At 54.1% G+C, this 26,081-nt stretch carries 25 protein-coding genes and 1 pseudogene; 13 read left to right on the top strand and 13 right to left on the bottom strand.

Going from position 1 to position 26,081, the window contains the following annotated elements; genetic code table 11:
* Positions 1 to 45 precede the first annotated feature (45 nt).
* Positions 46 to 420 (top strand): histone-like nucleoid-structuring protein MvaT, encoded by a 375-nt coding sequence (mvaT, locus tag BMX59_RS20505; protein WP_016970296.1) that lies wholly within the window; start codon positions 46 to 48, stop codon positions 418 to 420.
* Between the two features lie 88 nt (positions 421 to 508).
* Here mvaT and sbcB read toward each other — a convergent pair whose 3' ends face one another.
* Positions 509 to 1,936, bottom strand: coding sequence for an exodeoxyribonuclease I (sbcB, locus tag BMX59_RS20500; RefSeq protein ID WP_093125220.1), 1,428 nt, complete (start codon positions 1,934 to 1,936; stop codon positions 509 to 511).
* A gap of 167 nt (positions 1,937 to 2,103) precedes the next feature.
* On the opposite strand from sbcB, the gene BMX59_RS20495 reads away from it, so the two are divergent.
* The 8 genes from BMX59_RS20495 to BMX59_RS20460 all read left to right on the top strand — a co-directional run bounded on the left by BMX59_RS20495 (position 2,104) and on the right by BMX59_RS20460 (position 11,734).
* Positions 2,104 to 2,796 (top strand): RDD family protein, encoded by a 693-nt coding sequence (locus BMX59_RS20495; protein WP_092246852.1) that lies wholly within the window; start codon positions 2,104 to 2,106, stop codon positions 2,794 to 2,796.
* Positions 2,793 to 3,773, top strand: a complete 981-nt coding sequence (locus BMX59_RS20490; RefSeq protein ID WP_093125214.1) for a stage II sporulation protein M — start codon at positions 2,793 to 2,795, stop codon at positions 3,771 to 3,773. Before BMX59_RS20495 ends, BMX59_RS20490 begins: the two co-directional genes overlap by 4 nt.
* Positions 3,760 to 5,289, top strand: coding sequence for a DUF4129 domain-containing protein (locus tag BMX59_RS20485; protein WP_092246847.1), 1,530 nt, complete (start codon positions 3,760 to 3,762; stop codon positions 5,287 to 5,289). Before BMX59_RS20490 ends, BMX59_RS20485 begins: the two co-directional genes overlap by 14 nt.
* Positions 5,286 to 6,455, top strand: a complete 1,170-nt coding sequence (locus tag BMX59_RS20480) for a DUF4350 domain-containing protein (RefSeq protein ID WP_093125208.1) — start codon at positions 5,286 to 5,288, stop codon at positions 6,453 to 6,455. The genes BMX59_RS20485 and BMX59_RS20480 overlap by 4 nt, the downstream gene beginning before the upstream one ends.
* A gap of 140 nt (positions 6,456 to 6,595) precedes the next feature.
* Positions 6,596 to 7,741 (top strand): tyrosine-type recombinase/integrase, encoded by a 1,146-nt coding sequence (locus BMX59_RS20475; protein ID WP_071489370.1) that lies wholly within the window; start codon positions 6,596 to 6,598, stop codon positions 7,739 to 7,741.
* A complete protein-coding gene (locus BMX59_RS20470) occupies positions 7,741 to 9,420 on the top strand; it encodes a site-specific integrase (protein ID WP_071489369.1) in 1,680 nt (559 codons plus the stop codon). The genes BMX59_RS20475 and BMX59_RS20470 overlap by 1 nt, the downstream gene beginning before the upstream one ends.
* Positions 9,417 to 11,297, top strand: coding sequence for a site-specific integrase (locus BMX59_RS20465; RefSeq protein WP_071489368.1), 1,881 nt, complete (start codon positions 9,417 to 9,419; stop codon positions 11,295 to 11,297). Before BMX59_RS20470 ends, BMX59_RS20465 begins: the two co-directional genes overlap by 4 nt.
* Entirely contained in the window at positions 11,294 to 11,734 is a 441-nt protein-coding gene (locus tag BMX59_RS20460) for a TetR family transcriptional regulator (protein ID WP_071489367.1), read from the top strand. Before BMX59_RS20465 ends, BMX59_RS20460 begins: the two co-directional genes overlap by 4 nt.
* A 430-nt stretch (positions 11,735 to 12,164) precedes the next feature.
* On the opposite strand, the gene BMX59_RS20455 is transcribed toward BMX59_RS20460, so the two are convergent.
* On the bottom strand, positions 12,165 to 12,854 hold the full coding sequence (locus tag BMX59_RS20455) for a helix-turn-helix domain-containing protein (protein ID WP_071489366.1): 690 nt from the start codon (positions 12,852 to 12,854) through the stop codon (positions 12,165 to 12,167).
* A 282-nt stretch (positions 12,855 to 13,136) separates the two neighbouring features.
* On the opposite strand from BMX59_RS20455, the gene BMX59_RS20450 reads away from it, so the two are divergent.
* On the top strand, positions 13,137 to 13,679 hold the full coding sequence (locus BMX59_RS20450) for a hypothetical protein (protein ID WP_093125204.1): 543 nt from the start codon (positions 13,137 to 13,139) through the stop codon (positions 13,677 to 13,679).
* 332 nt (positions 13,680 to 14,011) lie between these two features.
* Here BMX59_RS20450 and BMX59_RS30250 read toward each other — a convergent pair whose 3' ends face one another.
* Both BMX59_RS30250 and BMX59_RS30840 read right to left on the bottom strand, forming a co-directional pair.
* Entirely contained in the window at positions 14,012 to 15,049 is a 1,038-nt protein-coding gene (locus BMX59_RS30250) for a hypothetical protein (protein ID WP_139212915.1), read from the bottom strand.
* A gap of 199 nt (positions 15,050 to 15,248) precedes the next feature.
* Positions 15,249 to 15,460 (bottom strand): annotated as a pseudogene (locus tag BMX59_RS30840) (hypothetical protein).
* Positions 15,461 to 15,672: 212 nt separating this feature from the next.
* Between BMX59_RS30840 and BMX59_RS20435 the strand changes: the two are divergent.
* A complete protein-coding gene (locus BMX59_RS20435; RefSeq protein ID WP_093125198.1) occupies positions 15,673 to 16,173 on the top strand; it encodes a hypothetical protein in 501 nt (166 codons plus the stop codon).
* 23 nt (positions 16,174 to 16,196) lie between these two features.
* On the opposite strand, the gene BMX59_RS20430 is transcribed toward BMX59_RS20435, so the two are convergent.
* From BMX59_RS20430 to BMX59_RS20415, 4 genes are all read right to left on the bottom strand, one after another.
* Positions 16,197 to 16,763: a DUF6630 family protein gene (locus BMX59_RS20430; protein WP_093125193.1), complete on the bottom strand. Its 567-nt coding sequence runs from the start codon at positions 16,761 to 16,763 to the stop codon at positions 16,197 to 16,199.
* Between the two features lie 360 nt (positions 16,764 to 17,123).
* Positions 17,124 to 18,719, bottom strand: coding sequence for a histidine kinase famiy protein (locus tag BMX59_RS20425; RefSeq protein WP_071489360.1), 1,596 nt, complete (start codon positions 18,717 to 18,719; stop codon positions 17,124 to 17,126).
* A gap of 61 nt (positions 18,720 to 18,780) precedes the next feature.
* Complete coding sequence (locus BMX59_RS20420; protein ID WP_093125190.1) at positions 18,781 to 19,143, bottom strand: response regulator; 363 nt, start codon at positions 19,141 to 19,143, stop codon at positions 18,781 to 18,783.
* Between the two features lie 231 nt (positions 19,144 to 19,374).
* The gene (locus BMX59_RS20415; RefSeq protein ID WP_093125494.1) at positions 19,375 to 19,821 is read right to left on the bottom strand and encodes a winged helix-turn-helix transcriptional regulator; all 447 of its coding nucleotides are present in this window, start codon (positions 19,819 to 19,821) and stop codon (positions 19,375 to 19,377) included.
* A gap of 96 nt (positions 19,822 to 19,917) precedes the next feature.
* Between BMX59_RS20415 and BMX59_RS20410 the strand changes: the two genes are divergently transcribed.
* Entirely contained in the window at positions 19,918 to 20,874 is a 957-nt protein-coding gene (locus BMX59_RS20410) for an aromatic alcohol reductase (protein WP_071489358.1), read from the top strand.
* A 125-nt stretch (positions 20,875 to 20,999) separates the two neighbouring features.
* Here BMX59_RS20410 and BMX59_RS20405 read toward each other — a convergent pair whose 3' ends face one another.
* From BMX59_RS20405 to BMX59_RS20395, 3 genes are all read right to left on the bottom strand, one after another.
* Positions 21,000 to 21,464 (bottom strand): 3'-5' exonuclease family protein, encoded by a 465-nt coding sequence (locus tag BMX59_RS20405; RefSeq protein ID WP_093125185.1) that lies wholly within the window; start codon positions 21,462 to 21,464, stop codon positions 21,000 to 21,002.
* Positions 21,465 to 21,516: 52 nt separating this feature from the next.
* On the bottom strand, positions 21,517 to 21,918 hold the full coding sequence (locus tag BMX59_RS20400) for a hypothetical protein (RefSeq protein WP_093125180.1): 402 nt from the start codon (positions 21,916 to 21,918) through the stop codon (positions 21,517 to 21,519).
* Between the two features lie 255 nt (positions 21,919 to 22,173).
* Positions 22,174 to 22,725: a hypothetical protein gene (locus tag BMX59_RS20395; protein ID WP_071489355.1), complete on the bottom strand. Its 552-nt coding sequence runs from the start codon at positions 22,723 to 22,725 to the stop codon at positions 22,174 to 22,176.
* 278 nt (positions 22,726 to 23,003) lie between these two features.
* Between BMX59_RS20395 and BMX59_RS20390 the strand changes: the two genes are divergently transcribed.
* On the top strand, positions 23,004 to 23,471 hold the full coding sequence (locus tag BMX59_RS20390; RefSeq protein WP_071489354.1) for a helix-turn-helix domain-containing protein: 468 nt from the start codon (positions 23,004 to 23,006) through the stop codon (positions 23,469 to 23,471).
* Between the two features lie 342 nt (positions 23,472 to 23,813).
* Here BMX59_RS20390 and BMX59_RS20385 read toward each other — a convergent pair whose 3' ends face one another.
* Positions 23,814 to 24,515 (bottom strand): retron system putative HNH endonuclease, encoded by a 702-nt coding sequence (locus BMX59_RS20385; protein ID WP_083351501.1) that lies wholly within the window; start codon positions 24,513 to 24,515, stop codon positions 23,814 to 23,816.
* A complete protein-coding gene (locus BMX59_RS20380) occupies positions 24,512 to 25,912 on the bottom strand; it encodes an AAA family ATPase (RefSeq protein ID WP_083351502.1) in 1,401 nt (466 codons plus the stop codon). Before BMX59_RS20380 ends, BMX59_RS20385 begins: the two co-directional genes overlap by 4 nt.
* Between the last annotated feature and the right edge of the window lie 169 nt (positions 25,913 to 26,081).

The raw sequence follows: 26,081 nt of genomic DNA, 5'->3' as shown, positions 1-26,081 counted from the left end.
GGGCCACTATCCCTGTCAATCAGCGCTCTACATAAGGTAGTCCACATGTCTCTGATCAACGAATACCGTGCCACCGAAGAAGCTATCAAAGAGCTGCAAGCCCGTTTGAAGAACCTGTCCCAAGACGACAAACTGCAAACCGAGCTGGAATTCGAAGGTAAATTGCGCGCCCTGATGGGTGAATACTCCAAATCCCTGCGTGACATCATTGCGCTGCTGGATCCAGAGTCGAAAGTTAAGGCTCCACGCGGCGCCGTAAAAACTACCGGTACCAAGCGTGCCCGCAAAGTCAAACAGTACAAAAACCCGCACAACGGCGAAGTGATTGAAACCAAAGGTGGCAACCACAAAACGCTGAAAGAGTGGAAAGCCAAGTGGGGCGGTGACGTAGTTGAAGGTTGGGCTACCCTGCTGGGCTAAGCCTCACCAGGCTTGCGCCTGAGCCGTTACACATAAAAAACGCCAGCTTGCTGGCGTTTTTTATTGTCTGCATAGTCTGCAAAACCGACTACAGATTCATTCTGGTTGCTAGAGAGTCCGCATACTCCTGCCATTGCTCCAGCACCTGGGACTGCAACGGTGAAGCACTTATAGCGAATTCACGCCGAGCCTGTTCAAACGCCTCAAGGGTATTCGGTGCGCCCCATTCCGGGCTCGACAAACGTTGCTGACAGAAAAGTTTCCAGCGCAGTTGCTCCTCGCTGTTCAACGTATCGGGGAAGTTGCGTGCTCGGTAGCGGAACAATAATTCAGGCAAACGCTCGTCATCAAAAGGCCACTGCTGGCGCGCTAATTGCGCAGGTTCAGCCGTTCGGACTTGTTCACATAAACGCCGGTCACGGTCTCCGATAAAACCGTCGTAAAGCTGTTGCTCAGGGTCCGAACTCGGCGTGAAGTCTTCGTGCGCGTAAATGGCCGCCAACTTATCGCGCCAAAGTTCCTGTGCGTCAGTTAGCCGCAGCGCCCGCTCCTGATAAATACTCATGTCCAAGTGCAGACGCTCACGATCTTCTGCGCGCAGCACATTCAAGGGCGCCACCACGGGGCAGCGATTGATATGCACCAATTTGAGGGGGACCGGCAGTTCACCGTCGGCCAGATCGTCACGGCGAGTGTAGAGACGCTGGCGCAAGGTATCGGCATCAAGGTCCAGCAGCCCTTGCGGGTCGAGTCCGAGGTCACAGACAATCAATGCATTGCGATTACGCGGGTGCCATGCAAGCGGCAGCACCACCCCCAGGTAATGACGTTCGGCAGAGAAACGCCCGGAAATATGCACCATCGGTTGCAGCAGACGCACCTGGTCCATCACCCGTTGCTTGCTGCGCAGTTGAAACAGCCATTCATACAACTTGGGCTGTTTCTCACGTACCAGCCGAGCCAATGCAATCGTGGCACGCACATCGGATAACGCATCGTGTGCCTGGCCATGGTCGATACCATTGGCTTCGGTCAGCCGCTCCAGCTTGAGCGTGACACGCCCATCCTCCTGCGGCCACTCGATGCCCTCCGGGCGCAGGGCGTAGGCGGTGCGAACCACGTCGATCAAATCCCAGCGACTGTTACCCCCCTGCCATTCTCGTGCGTAGGGGTCGAAAAAATTTCGATAGAGGCTGTAGCGCGTCATCTCGTCATCAAACCGCAGCGTGTTGTAACCGGCGCCGCATGTACCCGGGACGGCCAGTTCAGTGTGCACCCGAGTCATGAAGTCGGCCTCGGCCAAGCCTTTTTCCGCGAGTATTGCGGGCGTGATTCCAGTGATCGCACAGGCGATGGGGTGCGGCAGGATATCGTCGCTGGGCTGGCAATAGAGATTGACCGGCGCGCCGATCTCGTTGAGTTCAAGGTCGGTACGAATTCCGGCTACCTGAAGAGGGCGATCGCTGCGCGGGTTGATGCCGGTGGTTTCATAGTCGTACCAGAAAATGGAGGTCACGGGCTGTTCCTGTACTGAAGATCGACAAAGTCTAGGCGCTGGAAGGCGTCCGCGACCAGCACCAAATACACTGTACAAAAATCCAGCAAAATCTTGAGTGGTTGCTTCCATCCCCGACACTGCTAGCATCCGTGTCTTCCAGCCACTCTGCACTGCCAAGGATCGCGATGCCGTCAGCCCCATTGGACACCCGCTACCAGATCGAGACCCCGGAGGGCATCGACCTGCCCCTGCGCCCGGCCGGCCTGGTGCCGCGCGTGCTCGCCTTTGCCTTCGACCTGGGCGTACGCGCGGTGGTCATGGGCGTTCTGCTGGTGCCATTGGCCTTGCTTGGCAACGTCGGTATCGGCCTGGGAGCGCTGCTGCTGTTCCTGATCAGTTGGTGGTACATGGTGCTGTTCGAGGTGCTCAACCAGGGTTGCTCACCCGGCAAGCAGGTCATGGGGTTGCGTGTCGTACAAGATGACGGCACTCCGATTGGCTGGTCCGCATCACTGATCCGCAACCTGCTGCGGTTTGTCGACATGCTGCCGTTCGGCTACTGCCTCGGCGCGATCAGTTGCCTGCAGCACCCCCATTTCAAGCGCCTGGGCGACCTGGCCGCCGGCACTCTGGTGATCTACCGTGAACAGCCGCTGGTACGCCCCCAGATTCCTCAAGCGACGGCCCTGCGCCTGCCCTTCGCCCTGGATTTGAGCGAACAACGGGCGATCCTTGGTTTCGCGGAACGCCAGGGGGAACTGTCCACCGAGCGCGTTCACGAATTGGCCTCGATTCTTGCCGCCCCCTTGCAGGTATCCCCTGCCCGCGCTGCGGAACAACTCAATGGCGTGGCCCGTGGCCTGCTGGGGCCAGCATGAAACAGAGCCTTTTCGAAAGCCGTCACCAGCGCCAATGGCAAGCCTTCGCCGAACAGCTCAAACAGTTGGAGCAAGGCCAGGCCAAGGCCGGTGACGTGGCCGATTTCCCTCATCAATATCGACGCCTGTGCCAGCATTTGGCCCTGGCCCAGGAACGCGGCTACAGCAGCTATCTGGTAGACCCATTGCAACAACTGGCCCTGCGCGGCCACCAACAACTCTACCGTCATCGCAGCCAACTGGCGGCGAATGCGCTGAGCTTTGTACTCGCCGATTTTCCTCGGCTGGTACGGGAGCAGTGGCGTTTTGTGCTGATCGCCAGCCTGCTGTTCTTTGGCAGCCTGGTGGGTATTGCCCTGCTGGTCTACCTGTTTCCCGACCTGATCTACAGCATCGTCAGCCCGCAACAGGTGGCCGAGATGCAGGGCATGTACGACCCTGATGCCAGCCGCCTGGGCCGCGCCGCCGAGCGTGCATCGAGCGAAGATTGGATGATGTTCGGCTACTACGTGATGCACAACATCGGTATCGCGTTCCAGACGTTTGCCGCCGGTTTAGTGTTCGGTCTGGGCAGCGTGTTCTTTCTGGTTTTCAACGGCCTCATCATCGGTGCGGTCTCCGGTCACCTGACCGAGATCGGCTATGGCCAGACCTTCTGGTCATTCGTCATCGGCCATGGCGCATTCGAACTGACCGCGATCGCCCTCGCCGGGGCCGCAGGCTTGCAGTTGGGGTGGGCACTGGTCGCTCCGGGACAATTGACCCGTGGTGAATCATTGCGGCTGGCTGCACGCAAGAGCGTGCAAATGCTCTGCGGTGTCATGATTTTCCTGCTGATCGCAGCGTTCATCGAGGCTTATTGGTCATCCACCACCGTGATAACCCCGTGGGTCAAATACCTGGTGGGCGCTGTTCTGTGGCTGCTGGTGGGCACTTACCTGGGCTTTGCGGGAAGGAATCGCCATGCGCCTGACTGATGCCAGCGTGGTCATCCGGCCGCGTACTGCCTGGGAAGCCATGGATCTTGGCGCCTTGATGGCACGGGAGCATCGCGTGCTATTGATGGGCAGTTGGGCATTGGTCACCGTACCTGTGTACGCCTTGCTTACAGCCCTGCTGTGGCAGTATCCGTCCACCGCCATATTTCTGTTCTGGTGGCTCAAGCCGGCCTTCGACCGCTTGCCGCTGTACATTTTGTCCAAGGCCCTGTTTGGTGAAACGCCCACTATCAAGCACGCTGTGCGCCAGTGGCCGCTCCTCCTCAAGGGTCAACTGCTGGCCAGCCTGACCTGGCGACGGCTGAGCCTGAGCCGCAGCTTTGTAATGCCGGTGAGCCAGCTCGAAGGCCTGGACGGCCCGGCACGCCAGAAACGCCTGGGCGTGTTGCAGCAACGCAATGCCGGAGCCGCGCGCTGGCTCACCATCATCGGAATGCACCTGGAAATAGGCCTGTGGTTCGGCTGCATGGCACTGTTCTATCTGTTCATCCCACAAAACCTCGAGATGGATTGGGACTGGCAGCGCCTGTTATTGGCGACAAGTTCGGAAGGGTTATGGCTGGAGCACCTGGGCAACGCATTCTATGTCTTGCTGCTGATATTTTGGGAACCCATCTATGTCGCCTGCGGCTTCAGCCTCTACCTTAATCGTCGCACCGTATTGGAAGCCTGGGACCTGGAGCTGGTCTTCCGACGCCTTCGTCAGCGCCTGAGCAATGTGGCCCCGCTGTTGTTATTGATGATCGGACTGATGCTGCTGCCTCTCAGCCATCCTGTCATGGCCGAAGCTTCCAGTCCCTCCAAACCGCTGAGTACCCCGAGCGCGAGCCAATCCATCAAATCGCTGCTGGACAAACCGCCCTTCAAGAACCCGGAAACCGTAACCCGTTATCGGTTTGGCGAAGAAAAGCCAGCCGGTAAAAACAAAACACACAGTGACGGCAGACTTCCCGATTGGCTGAAGGCGCTGCTGGACAACCTCAACAGCAATACCTTCAAGCACATCGCCCAAGGCTTGGAAGTTCTACTGTGGGGCGTTTTCATCGGCAGCCTGATCATGCTCGCGTGGCGTTACCGAGACTGGTTGCACACCTTCGTCAGCCGGCGCGGGCCGCGTAAGACAGAGGTTGCCAAACCCCTGCCCACGCAATTGTTCGGTCTTGAACTGGGTACCGAAACCTTGCCCGACGACGTTGCCGGCGCCGCCGAACAGCTATGGGCCACCCAACCCAGGGTAGCCCTCGCCCTGCTGTATCGAGGCCTGCTCAGCCGGTTATTGCATGATTTCAACCTGCCATTGAAAGGCGCTGATACCGAAGGCCAGGTCCTGGCACGTGTACACCAGTTGCAGCAACCACAGCTGCTGGCCTTCAGTGATGAACTGACCCGTCATTGGCAAAACCTCGCTTATGGTCACCGCCTGCCTCCGCTCCCTGCCCAGCAGAAACTATGCAGTGATTGGCGCGCCCTGTTCAGCCCAGGGAGCAATCCATGAATCGGCCATTACTATGGGTGGGGTTATTACTGGCGTGCCTGCTTGGCGCGGGCGGTTACTACGCATGGAGCAAGGCGACTCCCTATGACGAAGTGGTAGATCGTGGTCCTTCGCCAGAGGCGCTGGCCAATCCTTACCTGGCAGCCGAACACTTTCTGCGCCAACAAGGCCTGACCGTAGAGCATGCCTATAACCTGAAACAGCTGGATACCTTGCCCTCCAAGGGCAACAGCCTACTGCTGCTCGGCGAGCGCAGTAATATGTCGCCACGCCAGGTAGAACAGTTGCTGGAGTGGACCAGGTCAGGCGGCCATCTGTTGCTGGTCGCCGAGGCGCTGTGGGATGAAGAGACTGGCAAAAGCGGTGACCTGCTGCTCGATCGCCTGCAGATTCACCAGACACTGAGTGACGAACCTGAAGAACCTGCCACTTCCCTCAAAAAGCCCTCAAGCAAGAAAGCCCGGGACCTGACCAAACTCTATGTCGACAATGAAACCGCACCGGCTTATTTCAGTTTCGACACAGATTTCAACCTGACCGACCCCAAGCACCTGGCTCAATTCTCCGCCAACAGCGCAAGGGCCAGCCACCTGATGCAGCTCGACCTTGGGGAAGGCAGTGTCACAGTGATCACGGACAGCGACCTGTGGAAAACCCCGAACATCGGCAAGCACGACAATGCCTGGCTGCTGTGGTACCTGAACCAGGGCACCGCCGTGACTTTGCTGTTCACCAGCGACTTCGACGACCTGTTCACCTTGCTGATGCGGTATTTCCCCCAAGCCCTGGTGGCACTCACTGCCCTCGTCGCCTTGGGACTTTGGCGGGCCGGCGTGCGTCAAGGCCCGATTCGGGCCCCTGCATCCCCCGCGCGTCGCCAATTGCAGGAACACCTGAAAGCCAGTGCCGATTTCCTGCTGCGGCGCAGCGGCCAGGGCACCCTGCTGCAGGCCTTGCAACGCGATATCTTGCGTGCGACCCGACGCCGCCACCCCGGTTTTGAACGCCTCGACAACGCAGAACAGTGCCGCGTGCTTGAACACCTGACGCGCCAACCCTCTCACGTCATCAACCAGGCCCTTGGCCCACTCCCGGCAAAACGGCTTTCCAGCGCCGATTTCAGCCGACAGGTGGCGTGCCTGCAAACCCTCAGGAATGCCTTATGAACTGGAGCGTTGCGGTCGTTAGATCTATGTGATATTAAAATCATATCTCTGTCCACGGGGAGTGAAGGGTCACAGCAGTAACCATCACACAGCCCAAGCAGACAGAGTGACATAGTGATTGGCCGACGACGGGATGAACGATGGAGCTTGTGTGGGGCAGCAAGGATTTCGTGATCGCAGGGCAACCTTATCAAGGGTTTCCGATTCTGCTGTGGGACTCGATGGAGAGCTGCACTCAGGCCAATCTATTCTTCCGTCATTACCTCCTTCGTGGGGAGATCGGCTCGAAGGAATCCTGGCCGAATACCGGACGAGCGCTGTACGACTTCTTCAGCTTCCTACAAGCGCATGACCTTGACTGGCGGGACGTAGATCGTGGTGAGGCCAAGAGTCTTGTTGCTGCCTATCGGGACTACTGTCTGGTTACGTGCGGATTGGCACGCAACACTACCCGCCAGCGACTGACGTACATCTGCAAGTTCTACGAGTTCGCCCTGGGGAAAGGTTGGGTAAGGCGCCTGCCTTTCGGTCATGAAGAACGAATTGTGCCACGCGAAACAGGTTTCCTTGAACATGTCGACGCTAGCGGTGGTAAGGCGCTGGTGAACAATGTGATGCCGCGTAGTGACAAGCCCCTACCTAAATACCTGAGCATGTCCCAGACGAAGTCTCTTCTGTCCATGGCGGGCAATCCACATCACCGGATCATGATTCAGTTGGCCCTGCGAACAGGCCTACGTCGTAACGAACTGGCTACCTTCCCGATGGCTTATGTTGTCGACCCTGACAAGACTGGAGGAACCGAACGTAACCTGCGTATTTGCCTTGATCCTTTTGACGGCAGTGGGATGGAGACCAAGGGTAATAAGGCGCGGGATATCTTGGTCAGTCGCAAATTCATGGCTGAGCTCTACCGCTACGTGACGAAACTGCGAGGAGAGCGAGCATCTCTGAGCAAGGATCAAAAGGCTCTCTTCCTCAACCACCTCGGAGAGCCCTATGGAAGCAACGGCAAGAGCCTGAATCGGATCATCGTCGAGACAGGAAAACGCGCTGGCATTGAAGTCCATGCACACATGCTGCGACACACCTACGCGACCCACACCCTGGTAAACCTTCAGCGCTACCCACAACAAGGCCTTGACCCCTTGGTGTTCCTCCGGCGGCAGCTTGGTCACAGCTCAATCCAAACCACCATGATCTACCTGCACCTTGTTAACGAAATGGCCGATGAAGCCGTGTTGGCGTACGACGACGAGCTGAATGAAATGGCCGGAGCAATGTGATGGGGAAGCGAAAGGTATTTACCAAGACTGATCTCAGCGTTCCCCAAGTCGAGCATTGCATCGACGCAACTGGCTGTGTGGTCATCTGGCCCGATGTCGTCCCTCCAGCGAACACTATAGTTTCGTTCGGGCGAAACTCCTCAACCCGCCGCAATTTCGATTTTGCGAGATGGTATGGTTCGGAGATTGATGACTTAACTTACGCCTGTCAGCGTCAGGTTGAGCGTTTCCTAGCGGGGCAAGAGGGCACTCTCTCGGCTACCACTGTTGCAAGCTATTGCGACACTGGATTGAACCATTTTCTTGACTATTGCCTGCTCCAAGCGGTGGCTTACGAGCGTAGGTTGACGCTGAATGATTTGGATCGTGGTCTTATCGACGGCTTTCTAGCTCATCTCCGTGAAAAGGGTACAGCAACCAACGCCCAGAAAAACTATTACTCGAAAGCTAAAGCGGTGCTCGTTGCCCTCGGAAAGCGCGGCATTTTCCCTTTGATCATCTCTGGCGATGCGGCCACATTTCCACGTAACCCATTCCCAAACTCCAACCGCAAGGTCAAGGGCGAGACAGCGCTTTCGAAACGTGAGCGTCAAGAGTTTGCTGCGGCGCTGCGGCAGGCGATTAAGCCCATATGGAGCGATGACACAATGGTGACTAGCGAACTCCTGGTTTACGCGTTACTGGTAGTAGCACTTCACACCGGGCGCAATACCATCCCATTGCTGGAAATGGGCCGCAATTGTCTGCGCCCTCATCCCAAAGACAACACCGTCTTCCTCGTGCTATGGAAGCGCCGTGGCTACAACACCAGTAAGGTGGCTTTGCGGGTCGACTCGGACTCCGAGCGTGTGCTGGAGGCAATGCCTAGCATCAGACCCAGCGTAGAACGTTTGATCCGTAGAGTAATGGTGTTGACTGAACCCTTAGACTCTGAAGCTCCCGATGACTTCAAGGGACGTGTGTGGTTGTACCGCAGTCGGGCTCATAACACTGCAGGTCATGTCACGGCATTGCAAGTGCAAAGGTTAGATAAAAGTATTGAGCGGCTTGTAGCCAAATATGATCTGAAGGACAGCGACGGAAAGCCTTTGCGTATCAACATCTCTCGTCTGCGTAAGACTTTTGCAAATCGCATCTTTGAGCTAACCGATGGAGACCTGGCGACCACTGCATCTGCTCTCGGCAACACCGCACGAGTAGCCGACCAAAACTACTTGGCGCCTAGCGGGGACGCACGTCGAAACTGGCGGTTTATGGGGGAAATGCTTGTGGATGAGCTACTGGCAGAGACTATTGGCGCAACCTACAAGAAAAGTCCTTTGGGTCGTTGTGCGGATCCAGTCAATGGTCAGTTTGCCCCGAAACGCGAAGGCGAAACCTGTATGAACTTCATGAACTGCCTGCGCTGTAGGCACTACGCAGTGACCGCCGAAGACTTGTACAAACTGTTTAGCTTCTACTTTCGAGTGCTGAGTGAACGTTCCCGTATGGACAAGAGACGGTGGGCACGCGAGTACGCCCATATCCCTCGTCTGATTGACCATTACATCGTTGCCGAAGGCCTACGCCGTGGCACATTCAAGGCTGAGACCGTAGAGGCCGCACGTGAGCATGCCCGTACCGAGCCCCACTCGTTCTGGTCAGTCGATCTCATTGCCAGTCTGGAGGTCTCCTTATGATTGACGACAACCTAGGGGGGCTGCCTTTTGCAGACATTGCCGCTCAACCTGGCGATGTGCGTCGGCTATCTGACTCAGAGCGGGACAAGCTAATCATCACCGCTGCGAACGTCGATGGGCATTGGGTTATCCTCAGTAGGTACGTTGAAGATATCTGGCAGCTTCATGGTTTGCCTAGTAACGTTCCGGCCAGCGGGAGGCAGATCAACTTCTCCATCGTACCATCAGCGTTTCGCGCAACAATGAAAGCAGTGATCTATAGGTATATGAGGCGCGGTCTCAGCGGATCGGATCGGCCTAAAGGAAGGTCTATTATCACTTTATTTCATGACGCGTTGCCGTTCCTTAGGCACCTTGAAGCACTTAAGATTGAGTATTTAAGAGCTGTAACACCGATTATCGCAGCAACATACGTGGCAGCTTGCAAAGCCCACAAAGTAGCGAGATCTGACAAGCCGCTGTCGCCAGAAACGTTACGTTCTCGTTACGGCACTGTAGAGGCGCTCTATGCACTGAGCCATTTTACCGACGACCGGATGCAGCAGCATCCATGGATCGAAACATCCGCAATGGCCATGGCAGGAAGTAATGGCGACATCCTCAGAGGGAAAACGCCACTGATCCCAGATGAGGTGTTTTGTACACTGTTCGAAGAAGCCCATAGCCAAGTAGAGCGCGGAAAGCAATTACTTGATCTGCGGGATGATCTTAGTGCAATCACAGCGAAATTTAAGGGATACAGTGTCGAGGGATTAATCTGGCAGAAAAACCGCCATTTGGCTCTCTCAGGCTGGGACGGCGGTTTAAGCATATTCAACAAGTCACTGACAGCACTCCGCACGGCCTGCTATGTCGTACTAGCCAGCACCTCAGGCTGCCGTAATCACGAATTGACTAATTTGCACTCGGGCGCCCATCACCGCACAGAAGATGATGACGGTACGATCTATCATTGGATGCGGTCTGTGTCCGAAAAGACCGATGAAGGAGTCCATGACTGGATGATTCCAGAGGCAGCTGTGCGAGCCCTTAGGGTTATGGAGCGCTGGGCCATGCCCTACCAAGCCATGATTGCCGACGAGATTATTCAGCGACGGCGCATCGACCCGCAGGATCCTCAAATCGCAGAGGCGCAAAAACATCGCAATTCGCTTTTCCTCGGCATGGACACGACCCAAGGCAACCAAGTCCGCACGCTCTCCATCGCAAGTTGGGATGCGGCGCTGAAATCGTTCGCCAAAAATTGCGCATTGAGCTGGAAGCTCGCCAGCCATCAATTCAGGCGCAAATTCGCCAACTACGCTGCGCACAGCAGGTTTGGCGACCTGCGTTACCTCAAGGAGCATTACGCTCACTGGTCTATGGATATGACTTTAGGTTACGCCATGGACGAAAGCTGGGGCCAGCATCTGGATCTAGAACTGTATTCGGAGATTCAAGATGAGCTGGAAGACATCAAACTTGGCGTCGTCGACGGCTGGATGGGTGATGAATCGTTGGCAGGAGGCTATGGGGGCGCCATCAAGGGATGGAAACGAGAGCCGGAAAACCTGCTGATCTTCAAAGATCGTGCCTCAATGCTGAAGTCCATCTCTGGGAGCACATTCATCCGCAGCAACGGCCACGCCTGGTGTACAGCGGACAATGACGGCTGTGTCGGCAATACCCTTGAACGCACCCGCTGCACTGGCTGCGAGCACTCAGTGATTGGGAGCATCCATGCACCTATGTATCAGCGGCTTTACGATGAACTTAAAGAGCTTCTGCACTGTAAGGACATCGGTGAAGGTGGTCGCCAACGCGTCGAGCGCGACCTCAAACGTTGCCGAGATGTGTTGGTACGGTTGGGTATGCCTCCTGAGGATCTCAGCGCATGAAGAGGAAGGACAAAACATCCAACTACAAGCCTGCGATGGATCGAGCGAAGGATCTGAAGCTAGCCATCTACGCCATTCAAAAAGGACGAGCTCAAAGCGGTGAAACCAAAGTGACTATCGCCGCTGTTGCCCGTGAGGCGGGAGTATCGACGGCGCTCATCCATAATCATTACCCATCAATCGCTGAGGAGATACGACAGATCCAGGGGCGGTCTAGTCGTGCCATGCGGGATGTCAAACATCAGGATCTGATTGCTGAGCGTCAGAAGTCTAAGGGCTACCGTCAAGAGATTGAGGAGCTCGAGGCCAAGCTCGCCAAGATCGCATCCATCAATGAGGTATTGATGGATGAGAATCAGAAGCTCAAGACTCAGTTGAGGGAGCGCAACGTGGTTGAACTTGTGCCGTCCTCACGCACTGACAAGTCTCGCGTCTGACGGAGTTCTTTCCCAACGGAGATCAACCAGATTCGCACACCAGTCACAGTGCGGATGGCACGTTCCCCTAGAGGGTGTAGTTTGATCATCTGTCCTGCGCACCTTCTAGCAATGAGCCACGCAATAGTTACAGTGGCATGCCCCTGCAGGGACGGCTGTCGTTAACCAAGCCCTGTCTAAGCCAGGTCTTGGCCCTGCGGGCTTCTATCCTCATGCCTACGACCCTCCTGGTCTGTGATTCCTGCGGTGCTCTAGATCAAGTCAGTATGGGCCGTTAGCCCCGAACAGGTTGGCCGGGAGAGTGCGAGGCTTGGATTATTTGGGGAGGACGTCATAACAGTCCTCAGCGCCCCAATGCCTGTTACTGAGTTGACGTGGGCGTAGCTGGCAAAAATGCCTAGCTACATCGTACCCCTGGTTAAGCAGGCTATTAGATACCCATTTTCCGGCGCAGGCCCAATTCTTCCGGCGCTTCACCTGCCTTGAATCCAATCAAATAAAGTACGTCCCCAATTGGGCTTGCTCCCACCTCCGAATCCGAGCTTGTGTTCTGGATTACTGGGCAGGTTGCATAGCGCAGCGTAACGCCCTGTTCATTCAGGCGCTCGATTATTGCTTGGAGTTCTTCAAAAACTTCCAAGAGCCCTGTGCTGGAGTAGAACTCGGCGCAGTCGCGGTATTCCCGGAGGTAATCAGTGAGCTCCGCGAACGCCAGTGCCTGGTCTTTAGAGGGTTCGAATGCGGGCTCGATATAATCCCCGATGCTTTCAGCTGCGAGTTTGGCTAAGGCCCTGCCTGATTCGGGCTTCAGTGCCTTGGTCATGAAATATTTCTGATGAAACTGCTCACGAGCCGAGCGCAGTTGCTCATCGGTCGGAATTGCCATCGGTTTCGTGAATGCGTCGATGTCCTGAAACTCAAAAGCAGAGGCGAGTGAGCGAAGCGTATTAAGGCTGGCGCCGGCCCCTGCTTCAACCCTCTGAATGGTTCTGGGCGTAGCCCTGGCGAGGGCTGCCAGTGTCTCCTGAGACCACTGGCGGAGTTCGCGCAGATACCTGATCACTTGGCCAAGTTCATCTTTGTTCAGCACGCGGGTTTCAACGTTGTCGAAGCTGCTCATCTCATTACCCCTGTTTCAGTGGCTGTTCGGATGGGTCAAGTATGAGTCGGGGAAGATTCAGGCAACACGACACGAACCTGACAGCACAATTGTTGCCACGGCTTTCACTCTAATCAGTGCAATCACGCGGTGGATAGCCTTTGTGCGCTTGTCCTGCCGGATCACGTTCTTTACGAACAACCCGTGGCATCTGCCGGCTATTTAAGGCGTCATCGTTCAAGCAAGGAGGTTTTGGGTGATAGCCTACTGGATGCCTTACCATCCGCGTAATCGGAGCGCCACATGATCAACCTCCATCGCTTAATAAGCTGGCTGTTTCCTGACCGTCGTCCCGACTGGGAGCAGAAGCGTGAGCGCGAGTTCATCCTGGCGGCGAACTCATTGAAAACCCTCTCGGTAACTGACCGGGGTGGCATGTCCATCGATCCAGAAGAGCTCCGTGAACAGATTGTCTCCGCACGCGAGCAGTTGAAGCACCTCGTGCACAACCCTGGAACGCGTAGTGAGCCGTGCCAAGCAGTCTCAGCTACCGAGGTGGCCCAGGAGGCTGAGCCTTCTTCTGAGGAGCTGCAGGACTCCATAGAGGTTGTGGCTTGGCGTCGACTTCCCAGCGGCGCAGCTGTGCGCTACACGTGCCTCCAGTGCCTAAGTACAGGTCGATACGCTGTAGCGGCGGCCAGTCTCTTTTCGGGAGCTTTGGAGAGCCTTCCTACGTGGGTCGATGGCAATATCAACAGGCAGGTAGCAAATGCTCTACAGGATGGCGAGCTCAGGTGGTTCACGACTGTGGGTGGGGCAATGAATGCGTGGGATGCGGAGTTCTGATAGCTCAATGGGTTGGTAGGACTGGCAGTCACGGGAAGCCGGCTCCGAATCAGATTCTGAGGCTTGTGAGTAACTTATTTGGGTTTTCACTCAGACTCTTGCCGCTATTCGCGCTGCCCGAGGCATTGCAGGTGTTGGTCAATGCAGCTAAAGCTCTCGTCAAAAACGAGCGCAGGAGATCGTGATCGTGTGAAAGATGCAGCGTGGCATACGAACGTTCCCTATCAGTAGTCCCGCCAAGGCTCAGCTAAGCCAGATGAGCCCTGTATGTCTCGGTAACAAAGTTGCAGGTAAGTCGGGTCACCCACACGCTACCGGTGAATTTAATAAAATTACGGCATGATTCTCTCGTCAAATACTCGCGAAACTACCAAAATCGGCATACGCTTCTTGCTAAATCGCATCAAGATGTTGACCACTGTAGCAGCGAGCACTCTGAGCGCAGGCCACACGGGTATCGAGTACATCACGCCCGCCTGCAACCGGTCTTGAGGCGTACCGTTGGTCAAATGGGGTGGGATTATCTGGCCCCTTACAGCTCCCATCATTTCGATGCATAGCCGATCCCAATCGGAAGAGGTGGGGTTCCCCTGGCCATGCGAAGTGGGGTTGTAGCTGAAGGGAGCTCCCGCATCTGTTGGCCTCTTGGCTATCTGCGATGACTGGCCTCCGGAGAAATGCCTACACAGCAAACTTCCCAATGTTTCGTCGCACGCGTGATCCTGCTTCGCAGGAGCACACATCCATGGGCTAACCCAGGCGCCCATTTGTGAACTGGAAGGTCTGATCATCGGGGTTCCAATAAACCACCCCATCGGTGGAGGACTGGTTGAGAAAGGAATCTGTATGTTGGTGGCAAGGGGAGTTTTGCTGTTAGAGCCTAAATACATGTCAAATTTAGGCCATTTTGACAAAAGCAAAAGCTCCCGCTGAGTGGTTGTATTTGATTTGGGCGTGGGAGGGTTTAAACATACTTTTGGTGCTGATAGTTGGTCTGGGGTCTTGACTGCTTTGGCCTGTAATAGCAGGCATCTAGCTGTCGTGCTACTTCCTGTGTTCCATCTATTTGTGTTGAAATGAAAAACAGCGACATCAGCAATTTCAACTTTGTGTTTCTCACCATTCATCAGCGCATATGGTCTTTTGTCGAGCCATGCCAATTGAACTGTTACGGTTACTTTGGGGGGATTCCCTCTAGGCGGTTGAGCAGGTTTTGGCGGTCGAAGAGTTGTACGCAGCGCGTTTAAAAGTCCCCGTGAGCCGAACAGCTTCGCCAACTGCGTAAGCTCTCCTCCTCCCAGCCTCGGGTAGATATTACCGAGTGCTGAGTCGATCTGATCTGCCTGAGACTGCGTTAGCTGGGTGCTCATCGACGATTCCTTTCGTTTAAATAAAGGCAGTATGCCACTATCCTATGAGTTCATTCGCAAGAATCTTCTGGCTCAGCATCCGCATTTTCACTGACTACTCCGCTTTCCATTACTGCGAGAAGCGCACCTGATCTTCCTGAGGGGCTCAGCTCCAAGATTGACGGCGCGATTCTGGACGTCATGCTGCCAGCGCCTGTTGTCAGTGATGGGTTGGGCACGAGAAGCCCCAAGAAGGGGGATCCTTTATGATGTCAATTGAGGTGCTGAGCTCGTACTGCATGCGCTCTAAGACCCTGTGAAGCGTGGGTGGGCGTTTGACTCTCTCAATGTTGTCACCAAGAGCAATAGCTCTCGACCTTGAGCCAAAGGCATCTGAATGTCGCAATAGACTGTGTCGTCATCGTCTGTCATTCCCAACGAAAATCCTCGTAGGATGGTCTTCGCTTCTCGCTTATCGACCTGGCGTTGGGGGGTGCCCCTTTGGGGATGGGCTGTCGTGCACCGAGCCTTCGTCTCGGCCCTGCGGGCTTCCATCCCGCAAGCCTGCGCGCTCCGCTTGCCCACGTAGAGCGGCCTCCGCACACTACTCGGTACTCCGAATTACTCATCAAGGATGATCCAGCATGCCCGAAACGCAAACCCCGTCAGAGACTGCCCAATGGTTCGCAATGCTCGGCCTGGGCGATGCTCCCCACTACAGCGTCATCTCCATGACGCTGAGCAACGAACCCATCGAGCATTGGTTTTACAAGCGAAATAAATTGAGACCTGAGAGTCTGAAGCTCGAGTTGCTCGTTCCTTCCACGGGGGGCTGGCGGGTCGACCTGGCAAGGCACGACAAGCTGTTCCGGGCTCAATGGCGTCACGGCGACGATCTAAGAATTGAGTCTCAGCAACTGCGATATCGAAAGCTTTTGGAGTGGCCGCGCCTAGCGAGCGTCATGGACTTTCCGCAATTGATTGGATCGTTGGAGCGCACCCTTGAGGTAAGTTTCTTGCCGCATGCAGATATAGGCGCGCGCCTGCTAGAGCCTGAGGCGTTGGCCTCCAATCCGGAGCTGCGCCAGTGGTTGGCTCCCTGCGCCAGTAGCCTCGGCTGGAACTGGAAAGTGCAGTCGGTATAGAGGCGAATCGGCCACTCGCCTTGTTAGAAGGCCTCAAGCCTCGCCTGAATGCCGGCGTCACTGGCCATAGCAATCATGATGTCGACGCGGTCGATATCTACGATGAAGCCTACGTACTCGTCACCGCCGGTATTCAGGTGCAGATAGCGTTTGCCGAACCTGGTCAGCCACTCATCAAACTCGGCCAGCACCTGTACAACGGTCATCCCTTCGCGTAGCTCGTACGGATATGGTTCTTGGATGCCACAGGCGTTGGTCAGGTATGGGGCCAGATGTTCGAAACCATCGAATCCTTTCCAATCTATGGCGAGCAGAATGAGGTGCTCGATTGATTGCCCTTTGTCAGGATCCAGCAAGCCCTCTGTCAGCGCGCTGGATGGCTCCTCTCCCTGGCCATAGAAACGCATGACTCGTCGAACGAGACGCTCCTGCTCCTTCTCAGGGAGACTTGTCAGCAGGCTCTGAGTGAAAGCCTTGAGCTCAGCGCGGTAAGGATGAAGCTCTCGCATGATTGCGGCGTCACTCAACGGTGGCTCATCAGGAGGTGGTTGAGTGAAGCGGCCGCCGAATAATCTATCCAGAATTCCCATACATCTCCCTTCCTTGGACTGAGGGCTTGCGTCCTGCCTCATCGATAATCAGCTCTTACCTACGTTAGAGCATTGAGTGCCACATCAGTTGGGCGTGGCCTGCGGCACGGCTGTCGTAAACCAAGCCGCCAGCAGGCGTCTTGGCCCTTCGGGCTTCCATCCTCACGCGCTCGTATTTGCTTACAAACTACAGTGCCATCCGCGTTATTGGTTGCGCGGTAAGGGGAGTACGGAAATGGGTATGGAGCCCTGATTCGACCGAAGGACGCTCTCCGGTGACACCTCTATCTTCGCTAGTCGCTGAGCTACTAGGTCATACAATGACCCAGTTACAACGCTGCCCATACACGAGAAATATCTTCAACTGACGCCGTTCGGCCCTATCAGAACCTGACGCACCTTCTTCGCCAAATCGGTTGGTATGTAGGGCTTGGAAATGACATCGAGATCCTTTCCACCTGCGTCCGTTCGCTCCAGAGAGTTTTCGGAGTAGCCGGTAGTAAGTAATACTTTCAGACTGGGGTACAGCCGTTTTGCCTCACGGGCCAGCATCACTCCGTTCATACCGCCTGGCATGATCAGGTCTGTGAACAGCAAGTCGAAATGATCGGTTTTTAGAAGACCCAGCGCTTCCTTGCCATTGTAAGCCAACGCACAAGAGTAGCCGTACTCCTCCAGCACCATTCTCGCAAGCTCAGCAACATCAGGTCGGTCTTCCACAATCAGGATCCGCTCATTTCCTAACTGATCATTAACGTGCTCTGCTGGGCCCAATGCATGGAGTTGGCTATCGTCAGCCGGGAAATACATGCGGATTGTTGTTCCGATGCCTTCTTCCGAATAAATGCGCGCAGTCCCACCGGATTGCTTTACGAAACCGTACACCATGGATAAGCCCAAGCCTGAGCCTTTACCTTCGTCCTTGGTGGTGAAAAATGGATCCATCACTCTATCAACAATCGCAGCAGGCATCCCAATACCGTTGTCGGTTATGGCGATGCTGACGTAGCGGCCCGGCATCAGGCCGTCATAAGAGGTTGATCCTAAATCTTGGATAGTTACGTTCTTCGTCTCAACCGTCAGCCTGCGCGCAGAACGAGAGTCCATCGCGTCTCGGGCATTGATGAAAATGTTCAGTAAGGCCACTTCGGTCTGCGTTGTATCGACGCGGCAGTTCCACAGATCTCCCTGCAACGCCAACCTAAGCTCGGTGTCGACAAGAGTACGTTCAGCCATTTCCTGGGAGGAGCCGACGATGTTGTTCAGGTTGACTACACGTCCCTGTAGTTTCTGTTTGCGAGAGAACGCCAGCAATTGCTGCGTCAAGGTTTTAGCCCTCTCAGCCGCATCACGGGCATTTGCCGCGCTGCGCAGAATACGTTGTTGATCGTAATTAGGCTTGTCGGCGGTGCGCTGAATCATGTCCAAGTAGCCGATCATGACCTGCAGCAGATTGTTGAAATCGTGCGCGATACCTCCTGTTAGCTGACCGAGAGCTTCCATCTTCTGCGCCTGCCGCAAACCATCCTCGGCGTCCCGGCGTCGGCTGACATCCAGTTGCGACGCGAAGAAATAGATCAGTTCGCCAGCTTCGTTGTATACCGGGGAAATGAAAAGGGCGTTCCAGAAGGAGGATCCGTCCTTCTTGTAATTCACCAGCTCCACCGCCACCTCTGTTTCAGATTCAATGGCGTCCCGTACCTGCATTACAACAAGCGGGTCTGTTTCCGGGCCCTGAAGGAAACGGCAATTATGGCCAACAATGTCTTCTCGATCATAGCCAGTCATGTCGATAAAGGCGTTGTTCGCGAAAATGATCGGATTGTCTGGTCGTTTGGGATCCGTGACGATCATTGGCATGCGCGTAGTTTCAACTGCGGCAAAGAAGACGTTGTGATCTGAACCGCTAATATCGCCGGTAGAAGTGTTGCTGACGGGTGTAGAGCGGTTCGGCATAAAGATCCTTACTTAAGTTAGTTCGCGGTCAGGGCGCGAGCGACATGAGTACAACCGGCTATCAAGGCGGAGGGGCAAGTTTTCTACAAATGGTATGCAACTGCTCGATCTCGAATGGTTTGATCAACCAGTGCACGTTGAGCGAATGCAGTTCTCTTGCTGCAGGATGAAACCCCGAGGCAACGACTATAGGCACCTCTGCATCAGCATCGCGCAGCCGTTTAGCCAGTTCGAGACCATCTGTGTGGCCTGGCATCCGTAGATCGGTGATTAGCAAGCGTGGTGGGTAACCGCTTTGCTGAATGAATTGCCAAGCGAGGTCAGCGCTTTCAAACGCACGTACACCGTAGCCGTACATTTCAAGCGCTTCAGCGATGAGCTCCAGGATCAGAGGCTCATCCTCCACAACCAAAATAGAGTCCATAGCATGAAGATTCGTGAGAATTTTCAGTGGGACAATTGCTGCCGTCCAAAATTCCACTGAGCAGGAATCGCTCGTAGTTTTCAGCTGTCCTCAGGCGATGTACAGCAACGCAGCTGACCTGCAGTGTTCGGCTGCCTTTGCGCGGTAGGCGATGCGGTATTTGCTCCAGGGCTTCTTGGCGCTGGAGAGGAGATCGTAGTGTCTAGCTACTCAGCCATTTTCGCCAGACGCTTATGAATCTAGTGGAATCGAGGTAGGTATTTGCCATGCAGGTTTCTTGTCATCCTGGCTGTCGAAAATCTGCCGGGCCTTGCGGAAATCCTCAGCGTTTTCGACTACCCAAGTCCAGATAGGGGACATACGAACCAGCAGCCCCATACCCAGCGAGGTCAGCTCATACTCGACACGTGGCGGAACCTCACCGAACTCCCGCCGAAGTACCAGGCCATCCCGCTCCATCGAGCGTAGCGTCTTGGTCAACATCCGCTGAGTCACCCCAGTCATCTGCCTTTTTATTTCGGCATGACGCATGGTGCCGTACACCCCCAAGGCGTGCAGGATACCTAGCGACCAGCGGCTGCCTGCGTGAGCAAGCACTTCCCGCCTGACACCATCATCGTCCTCTCTTAGCGTTCTGCAGATTGTCTCTGCCTGGCTAAGAGCCTCCTCATCGGTCACTTCTTTGTCTGGTATCACAGGTGTGCCTTCTTACGAGCGTTGCCTAATCGTGCAAGCATTTGCTCATCTTACAGGCACGAGGTCTCAGGAGAAATCATGACCGAAGTCACCCCATTTCAATCCCAATCCATTCTGGTTTTAGGCGCCGGTGAGCTTGGGCTACCGGTTTTGCGAAATCTTGCGCGGTTAGCAAAACGCGCGCCCGGTTCCACAATCAGCGTCCTGCTTAGAGATTCAACCATCAACAGTGAGGTGCCCGAGAAAAAGATCGAAATCGATGAGCTTCGGGCTCTTGGCATCCAGATGGTGGCCGCAGACCTCGTGAATGACTCAATTGATCAGTTGGCTGAAGTCTTCGCACGTTTCGATACCGTAATAGGCTGTGCAGGCATGGTTGCAGGCCGGGAAACTCCGATGAAGCTGGCCACCGCTGCGCTCAAGTCCGGAGTGAAGCGCTACTTCCCATGGCAGTTTGGCGTCGACTTTGAAGTCATCGGTCGGGGCAGTCCCCAGGATCTGTTCGATGCTCAGCTAGATGTTCGTGAATTGCTTCGTGCACAGGACAAAACTGAATGGGTGATCATCTCGACTGGAATGTTTACCAGTTTCCTATTCGAGCCTGTATTCGAGGTGGTTGATTTCGAAAACGATACCGTGAACGCACTCGGCAGCCTTGAGACCAGCGTGACCCTTACGACTCCAGACGACATCGGCGCATTGACAGCGGAAATCGTTTTCTTCGAACCCCGGTTTCGCAATGAAATCGTTTATCTATCGGGAGACACTGTGACGTACGGAGAGGTCGCCAGCCTCCTTGAACGTGTGCTGGGCCGCCCGTTCAAACGAAACGTGTGGACTGTTCCATACTTGCTTGAGGAATTGGAGAAAGATCCAACGCATCACATCAAGAAGTATCGTGCTGTCTTTGCCCAGGGTAGAGGCGTGGCCTGGCCTAAATCGGGGACTTTCAACGCGCAGCAGTCGATTCAGGTCACGACTGCTGAGCAGTGGGCCCAGGCAAATCTGGCATCACGCACACCAGCGATTAATTGATGGGCGTCAGTCCTTCACTGACGGGCAGGATGACTCGCTCAAGAATACCGAGCGCTCGTGCCAATTCCAGATATTCGACTAGATCACTTGGCCGGACGGTTTCAGATAACCGTCCCCCAAAGTAGTCAAGCTTCGAAAAAAGCCCGGCAGGCAAGCATCAAAGCAGACGCATCAGAGAGAGCTCGGTGGATCCTGGTTGTGGGCAGCAGGCGGTAAATGTCACTGGCAGCCTGCCGGCCCACGAACGATTCCAAAGGCTTCAACTGGAAGGTGGGAGTCAGCTCTGCTGCTTCGTAGAGGACATCGAGCCAAAAAGTATCTTGTGGCGAGTCGCTGCAGAGAATTTGACCTGAAAAAAGCTGGTTCATACGTCTCGCCACGCCGACCGGCGCATCACCTTGCTCACGCAGTTGATCCTGACTGAGACCATGCATGTCTTGTGCATCATACGACCAATGCGTCCAGTAGCGGGCTGGCTGGATCAGGGAGCTGAAAGTGATGTCACTCGACACGACAGCCACCTCGATGGGATAGCTATCTGGTGCTAACCCTGATGCCTCGAAATCAATAAAGAACGAAGGCTGTTCCATCCTGCTGCTCCTGTTAGAAGGTTGCGATTCCAGCTACTCCTAGCCAGTCGCTTTAGCCGCTGGCTGCGTGCGCTACCCGGTGATTATGCAGGTGCTGCATCTCACGCTCCCATTCGACCAGAAACCTCTTCCAGTCACATGCATAAGGCCCTTCAGGGAGTCGCGTTGAACCGATGCTGGCTTGCAGAAAGCGCTCTCTCCAAGGCTGCGGGATTTCTTGCTCCAAGACTATATCGGTGCCGGAGTGATGGCGTTTCACCGGGGCAGAATGACGAATCTTGTTGAGATCGAGTGGCTCATGGACGAAGGCTGTGCTGCTTCGCTCCTGGTCGTCGAGATCGTCAAGGATGGCTAAGACACCTAGTGCCATTGAATCACCAGGATGGAGGCTAGCAAGTGCCCAGAGAGCCCTTCGTCTTGCTCTCTCAAGCTCGCTGAGCTCCTTACTGGTCATTGCAGATTCCTCTGAGATGGCTCGAAGCTGAGCAGCGGTAATGGCGTGCCGCCTGACGGCGTATGGCTGGTGTGAACCGAGCCACAGCAAGCTGCGTCTCGGCCCTCCGGGCGCTCATCCTGCACGCCTGCGCGCTCCGCTTGCTAGATGCTCGCATGGTATGGAGGGCATCACGCTGCGAATCTGGAATTCCTGCTGCGCTTTCTAGCGAGTGGGGCACGATGTTGCAGGTACCCCAGCGTACCGCCAGGTTGGCTACTTATGAAATTTACTGAAGCGACTCGAAAGTGTCGCAGGGTCGATGCTTTCCCAAACCTCTGGATTCGCCGTTGCACTGAGCATCACCTGAGAGCGCCAAAGAAAAAACAGCGCAGCCAAGCTGCCTTCCACTAGCGCAAGCACAGTGGCGTTGGAGAACACGTCTGGGTTAGGCCCAAACAGGAGTCCCAGAGCGAACAAAGACGGAACCCACCCAATTACGAACATCAGGCAAAACGCGATGACTGCAAATCCTGCAAGAGCGACAGGTACTTTGAACCGCTGACTGGTATCAAATATTTTCTCACCGCGCTGGGTCAGGCCGTAGAGCACTCCATGATTTTTCTCTTTTTTCTTACTCCTGTTGAAAATTCCATAGAGGGTCGCAGTTTCACCTGCTTCTAGCTCTTCATAGAGCTTGTTGGAGACCTGGAGATTCGGAATCACCGCGCCATCCAAGCTGATCTTGATTTTATGACCACCGCTTATGGGGTTTACAGATCGAACGTAGTCAACCTTTCCTGAAAATTTCACGCAATCAAACTTCATTACTACCTATCCCTGCCTTCACAAAAATTATCCCAGTCATGGCTAGACACTGATCGATGCTGAACGCAAGCGGGCTTGTGCGGTTCATAAGCGATGACTCAATGACGCATCAGACGAGCGTGGCGCCCTTGAGATGTCCCTTGCGATGCTATGCCGAATATCGCGCCGTCGTGATCAAGCAGCCGCCTAGCTACCGATATGTCACGATAATATCATTATGATCTGTTTATCGAAACGTGCCCGTCGTGGCTCTATCCTCAGTTTTGAGGATCCTGCTCATGCAACTGAAAGAGGCGCTAGCGGCGGCGTTGCGTGGAGCACGTGCTCATCAAGGCTTGAGCTACGACGAACTGGCAGGGGCAACCCACAGGACTTACGTTGGAATGCTTGAGCAAGCACGAGCGAATCCGACGCTCGAAAAGCTCGACGAGATCGCTGAGTACCTTGGGCTCGACCTCCTAACCATGGTCACGTTAGCCTTAGCGGCTCAGGGGAATGAGCCTCCATCGAATGTATTGCAGCGCACGGCCTTGAGAGTCCGAGAGTTTGAGGCGACAGGTGGGTGGCAGTTGGTCGAGGAGCAATTCAGTGGCGGTAAGCTGATTAAGCGTTCCCAAGGAAAACCCAAGCAGCCGTTGAATGCTGAAAGTGTCCGGGCCCTGAAGGCACAAGGTCTCGACAAGAAAACAATTGCGGAAAGGCTCGGGCTTGCCAGGAGCACCGTCCAGAAATACTGGAATACCTGAGCCTGCAGTTCGCCAGATATCGACGATTCAGGCTAGCCAGAAGTCGCTATCTAGTTGCCCAGCCATACACCTAAAATAGGCGAGCATACAATTGTGTCATGACCCGCTTTAAGTATGGCGGCAGCAAAGGTTGTAGAAAAAACCAGGTCGAAGAAATAGCTATTTTAATGAGGGGGTTAATCTACAAAGGCATCAGGGCGTCGACGACAGTTTAAAGCTGAAGCTAATGCACAAATCAAAGTCTTAAGCCCCAGGAGGGTGGTGATTTAAAAACTTAAAACATCTTACCCCCCCTTGAGATGCGTTGTGATTTCTCTATATTTGATTTGCGTTGCAACTAGATCATTTCACGCCTTTGCCAACTTTCCCGAACATTTGAAGGCTCATGCTGTAGAATGAGTAAATAGCTCCGCTAGATTTTCCAATATATAGGTCGGCTAGCCTTTGGATTGCATAGCCATCCGGAAGCGCATCAATAATTAAATCGTTTAGTTCGTTCCACCAAGATTTGCGTTCTCGAACTAGAAACTGGCTGTTCAGGTTTAGGCATTCGATAGTGTATTTTGCCCGAGCAGAGTCAAGCGTATTTAACCCTATAGCAGGAACTACCTCGCCATTGGACAAGTAGTAAAAAAATCTTTCACAGCCTGGCTTGTGCGGAGTGATAAAAAGCTTCTTGTCCACGGTTTGTGACTTGCCTATTGCATGCCCGCCAAATGCAGCTCTACTACAGGCGTTGCTTATTGAGCAAAGATCACTGCTACTAAGTGCGCTTGCTGCAAGATTTGCGTATTCAAATGTAAGCCTTGGGTATTGGCTTTTATTTAAAACATGCTCCACATGATAGCCGTACCCATAATTTTCAGCCCTAAGCTCACTATAGCAGCATATTTTAAACTGCTCCTCCAGTAACGCATCAAGGAGTGCGGATTTGTTTTTGAATCCACTCCACCTGCGCCCTGCCTCCTTTGAGGATTCGGGAGGGGGATTATTAATGTGTTTAAGTTGGTGATAGCCTTGCTGAGACTTAGCTATATATCTCATTGACTAAGAGCCCGCTGACGAAAAATACTCCGTTGGAGACGGAGCAACTGAGGGTGTTTTTCACCCAAGACCTGGCTCAGATTAGTCATCAACAGAACGGCCTCAGGTTTGTCATAATAACCTTGTTCCACTAATGAGGTCAGGTGCTGCAGTTCTACTCTCTCTGGAACTGGAGGCAGCGGGTCAACCAGCATCACTCCCTGGAGTACATCCCCGGCGGGCTCACCATAACTTTGCGCATATGGCTTTCCTGCTACAACCCGATTTGTACTGTCTCGTCCCAAGATGCGTATATTGTCGCGACGTACCGTGCTTAATACCTGCGGGCTATGAGTCGTAACTATAAATTGAATGCATGGGAAAGCTTGCTTAAGATCGTTGAGAATTGTTTGCTGCCAAGCTGGATGAAGATGTAAGTCAATCTCGTCAATCAGAACTATTCCATCCGTCTTCTCCGCCGCCTTAGCACCGAAGTGGGGGTTTAATAATGCGCACCTGCAAGCCAAATCACCCACCATTTGAATCAATCCCCGAGCCCCATCCCCGAGCTGGGAAAGTTTAAGCTTCCCTGCACCACTCTGCTCGAAATATAATTCGCTTTCACCTTTACGGGGCAGTATTAATTTCCAGCCGGTAACATTTTTTACTGTATCTCTGACACCAAGCCAAAGTATGGTTGCATAGTTCTTGTCAAAAAGACCTGCATATACGGAAGAAAAAAGATTACCGACAAAATAGCTGAACCCCATAAAGCTAGTGGTTACATTGACTGCTCCATCGTAACCAGCAAGTCTAGGGATTTCCCTATGGATACTACGCCGACCGGCATTTTTTTTCCATAGCCTATTCGTCCCGTAAAATGCAATTACAGGAAGATTTGGTGTGTCATTTTCTTGACCGGTTAGCTTTTGTATGTCTGCCCATATCGCATCCATGCTCTTCGAGGCTGCGTGATACGCTACCATTGAAACATTTTTCCATTTGCACTTCCCTCCGCTATTATTTAGAGAGCAGCTTATCTGATACATCTCAGACCAATCGAGAGCGAATTCATCTACATCAAAATCATCGGCGTCGTGTATTTCATCAATGTCATCCCAGTCTCGCTGAAAAACACCATCTTCGGAAAACCAAGGTTCAGCTCTTACCGAGCAAGGATATAGTTGTTGGCCATGTTTAGAAAGAACGTCCTCCGCCTTAATTGTAGGCACAGCACCTCGCCTGATATCCTTTCCATAGCTTTTAACATATGCCCACAGTAATAGTTTTACTGCGCTAACGACGGAGCTCTTTCCGCTGCCATTCTCTCCAACTATAATTGTTATGTCTTTTTCGAATCTCATATCAAAGCACTCTAGACCTCGATAGTTAGTCACTGAGATATGCTTGATTTTCAACTGGCAACTCCTTTAAGGAGGGGGTTGATTGGCTTGGTGGTTACCATGTTAATTCCCTTGTTCTTAATGCTGTATGGTGACCCTTGAGAAACTGCTGAAGGCTCTCTAGCGGTAGGTTTTCTTCGGCCACGACGACTGCCGCAGCCGCGCATCTTTTAACACCTACGTC

This window comes from Pseudomonas sp. NFR09 (assembly GCF_900111535.1).
Classification (GTDB): Bacteria; Pseudomonadota; Gammaproteobacteria; order Pseudomonadales; family Pseudomonadaceae; genus Aquipseudomonas; species Aquipseudomonas extremorientalis.
The sequence above is the reverse complement of the archived record's forward strand: the minus strand, read 5'-3'. Positions and strand labels throughout refer to the sequence as shown.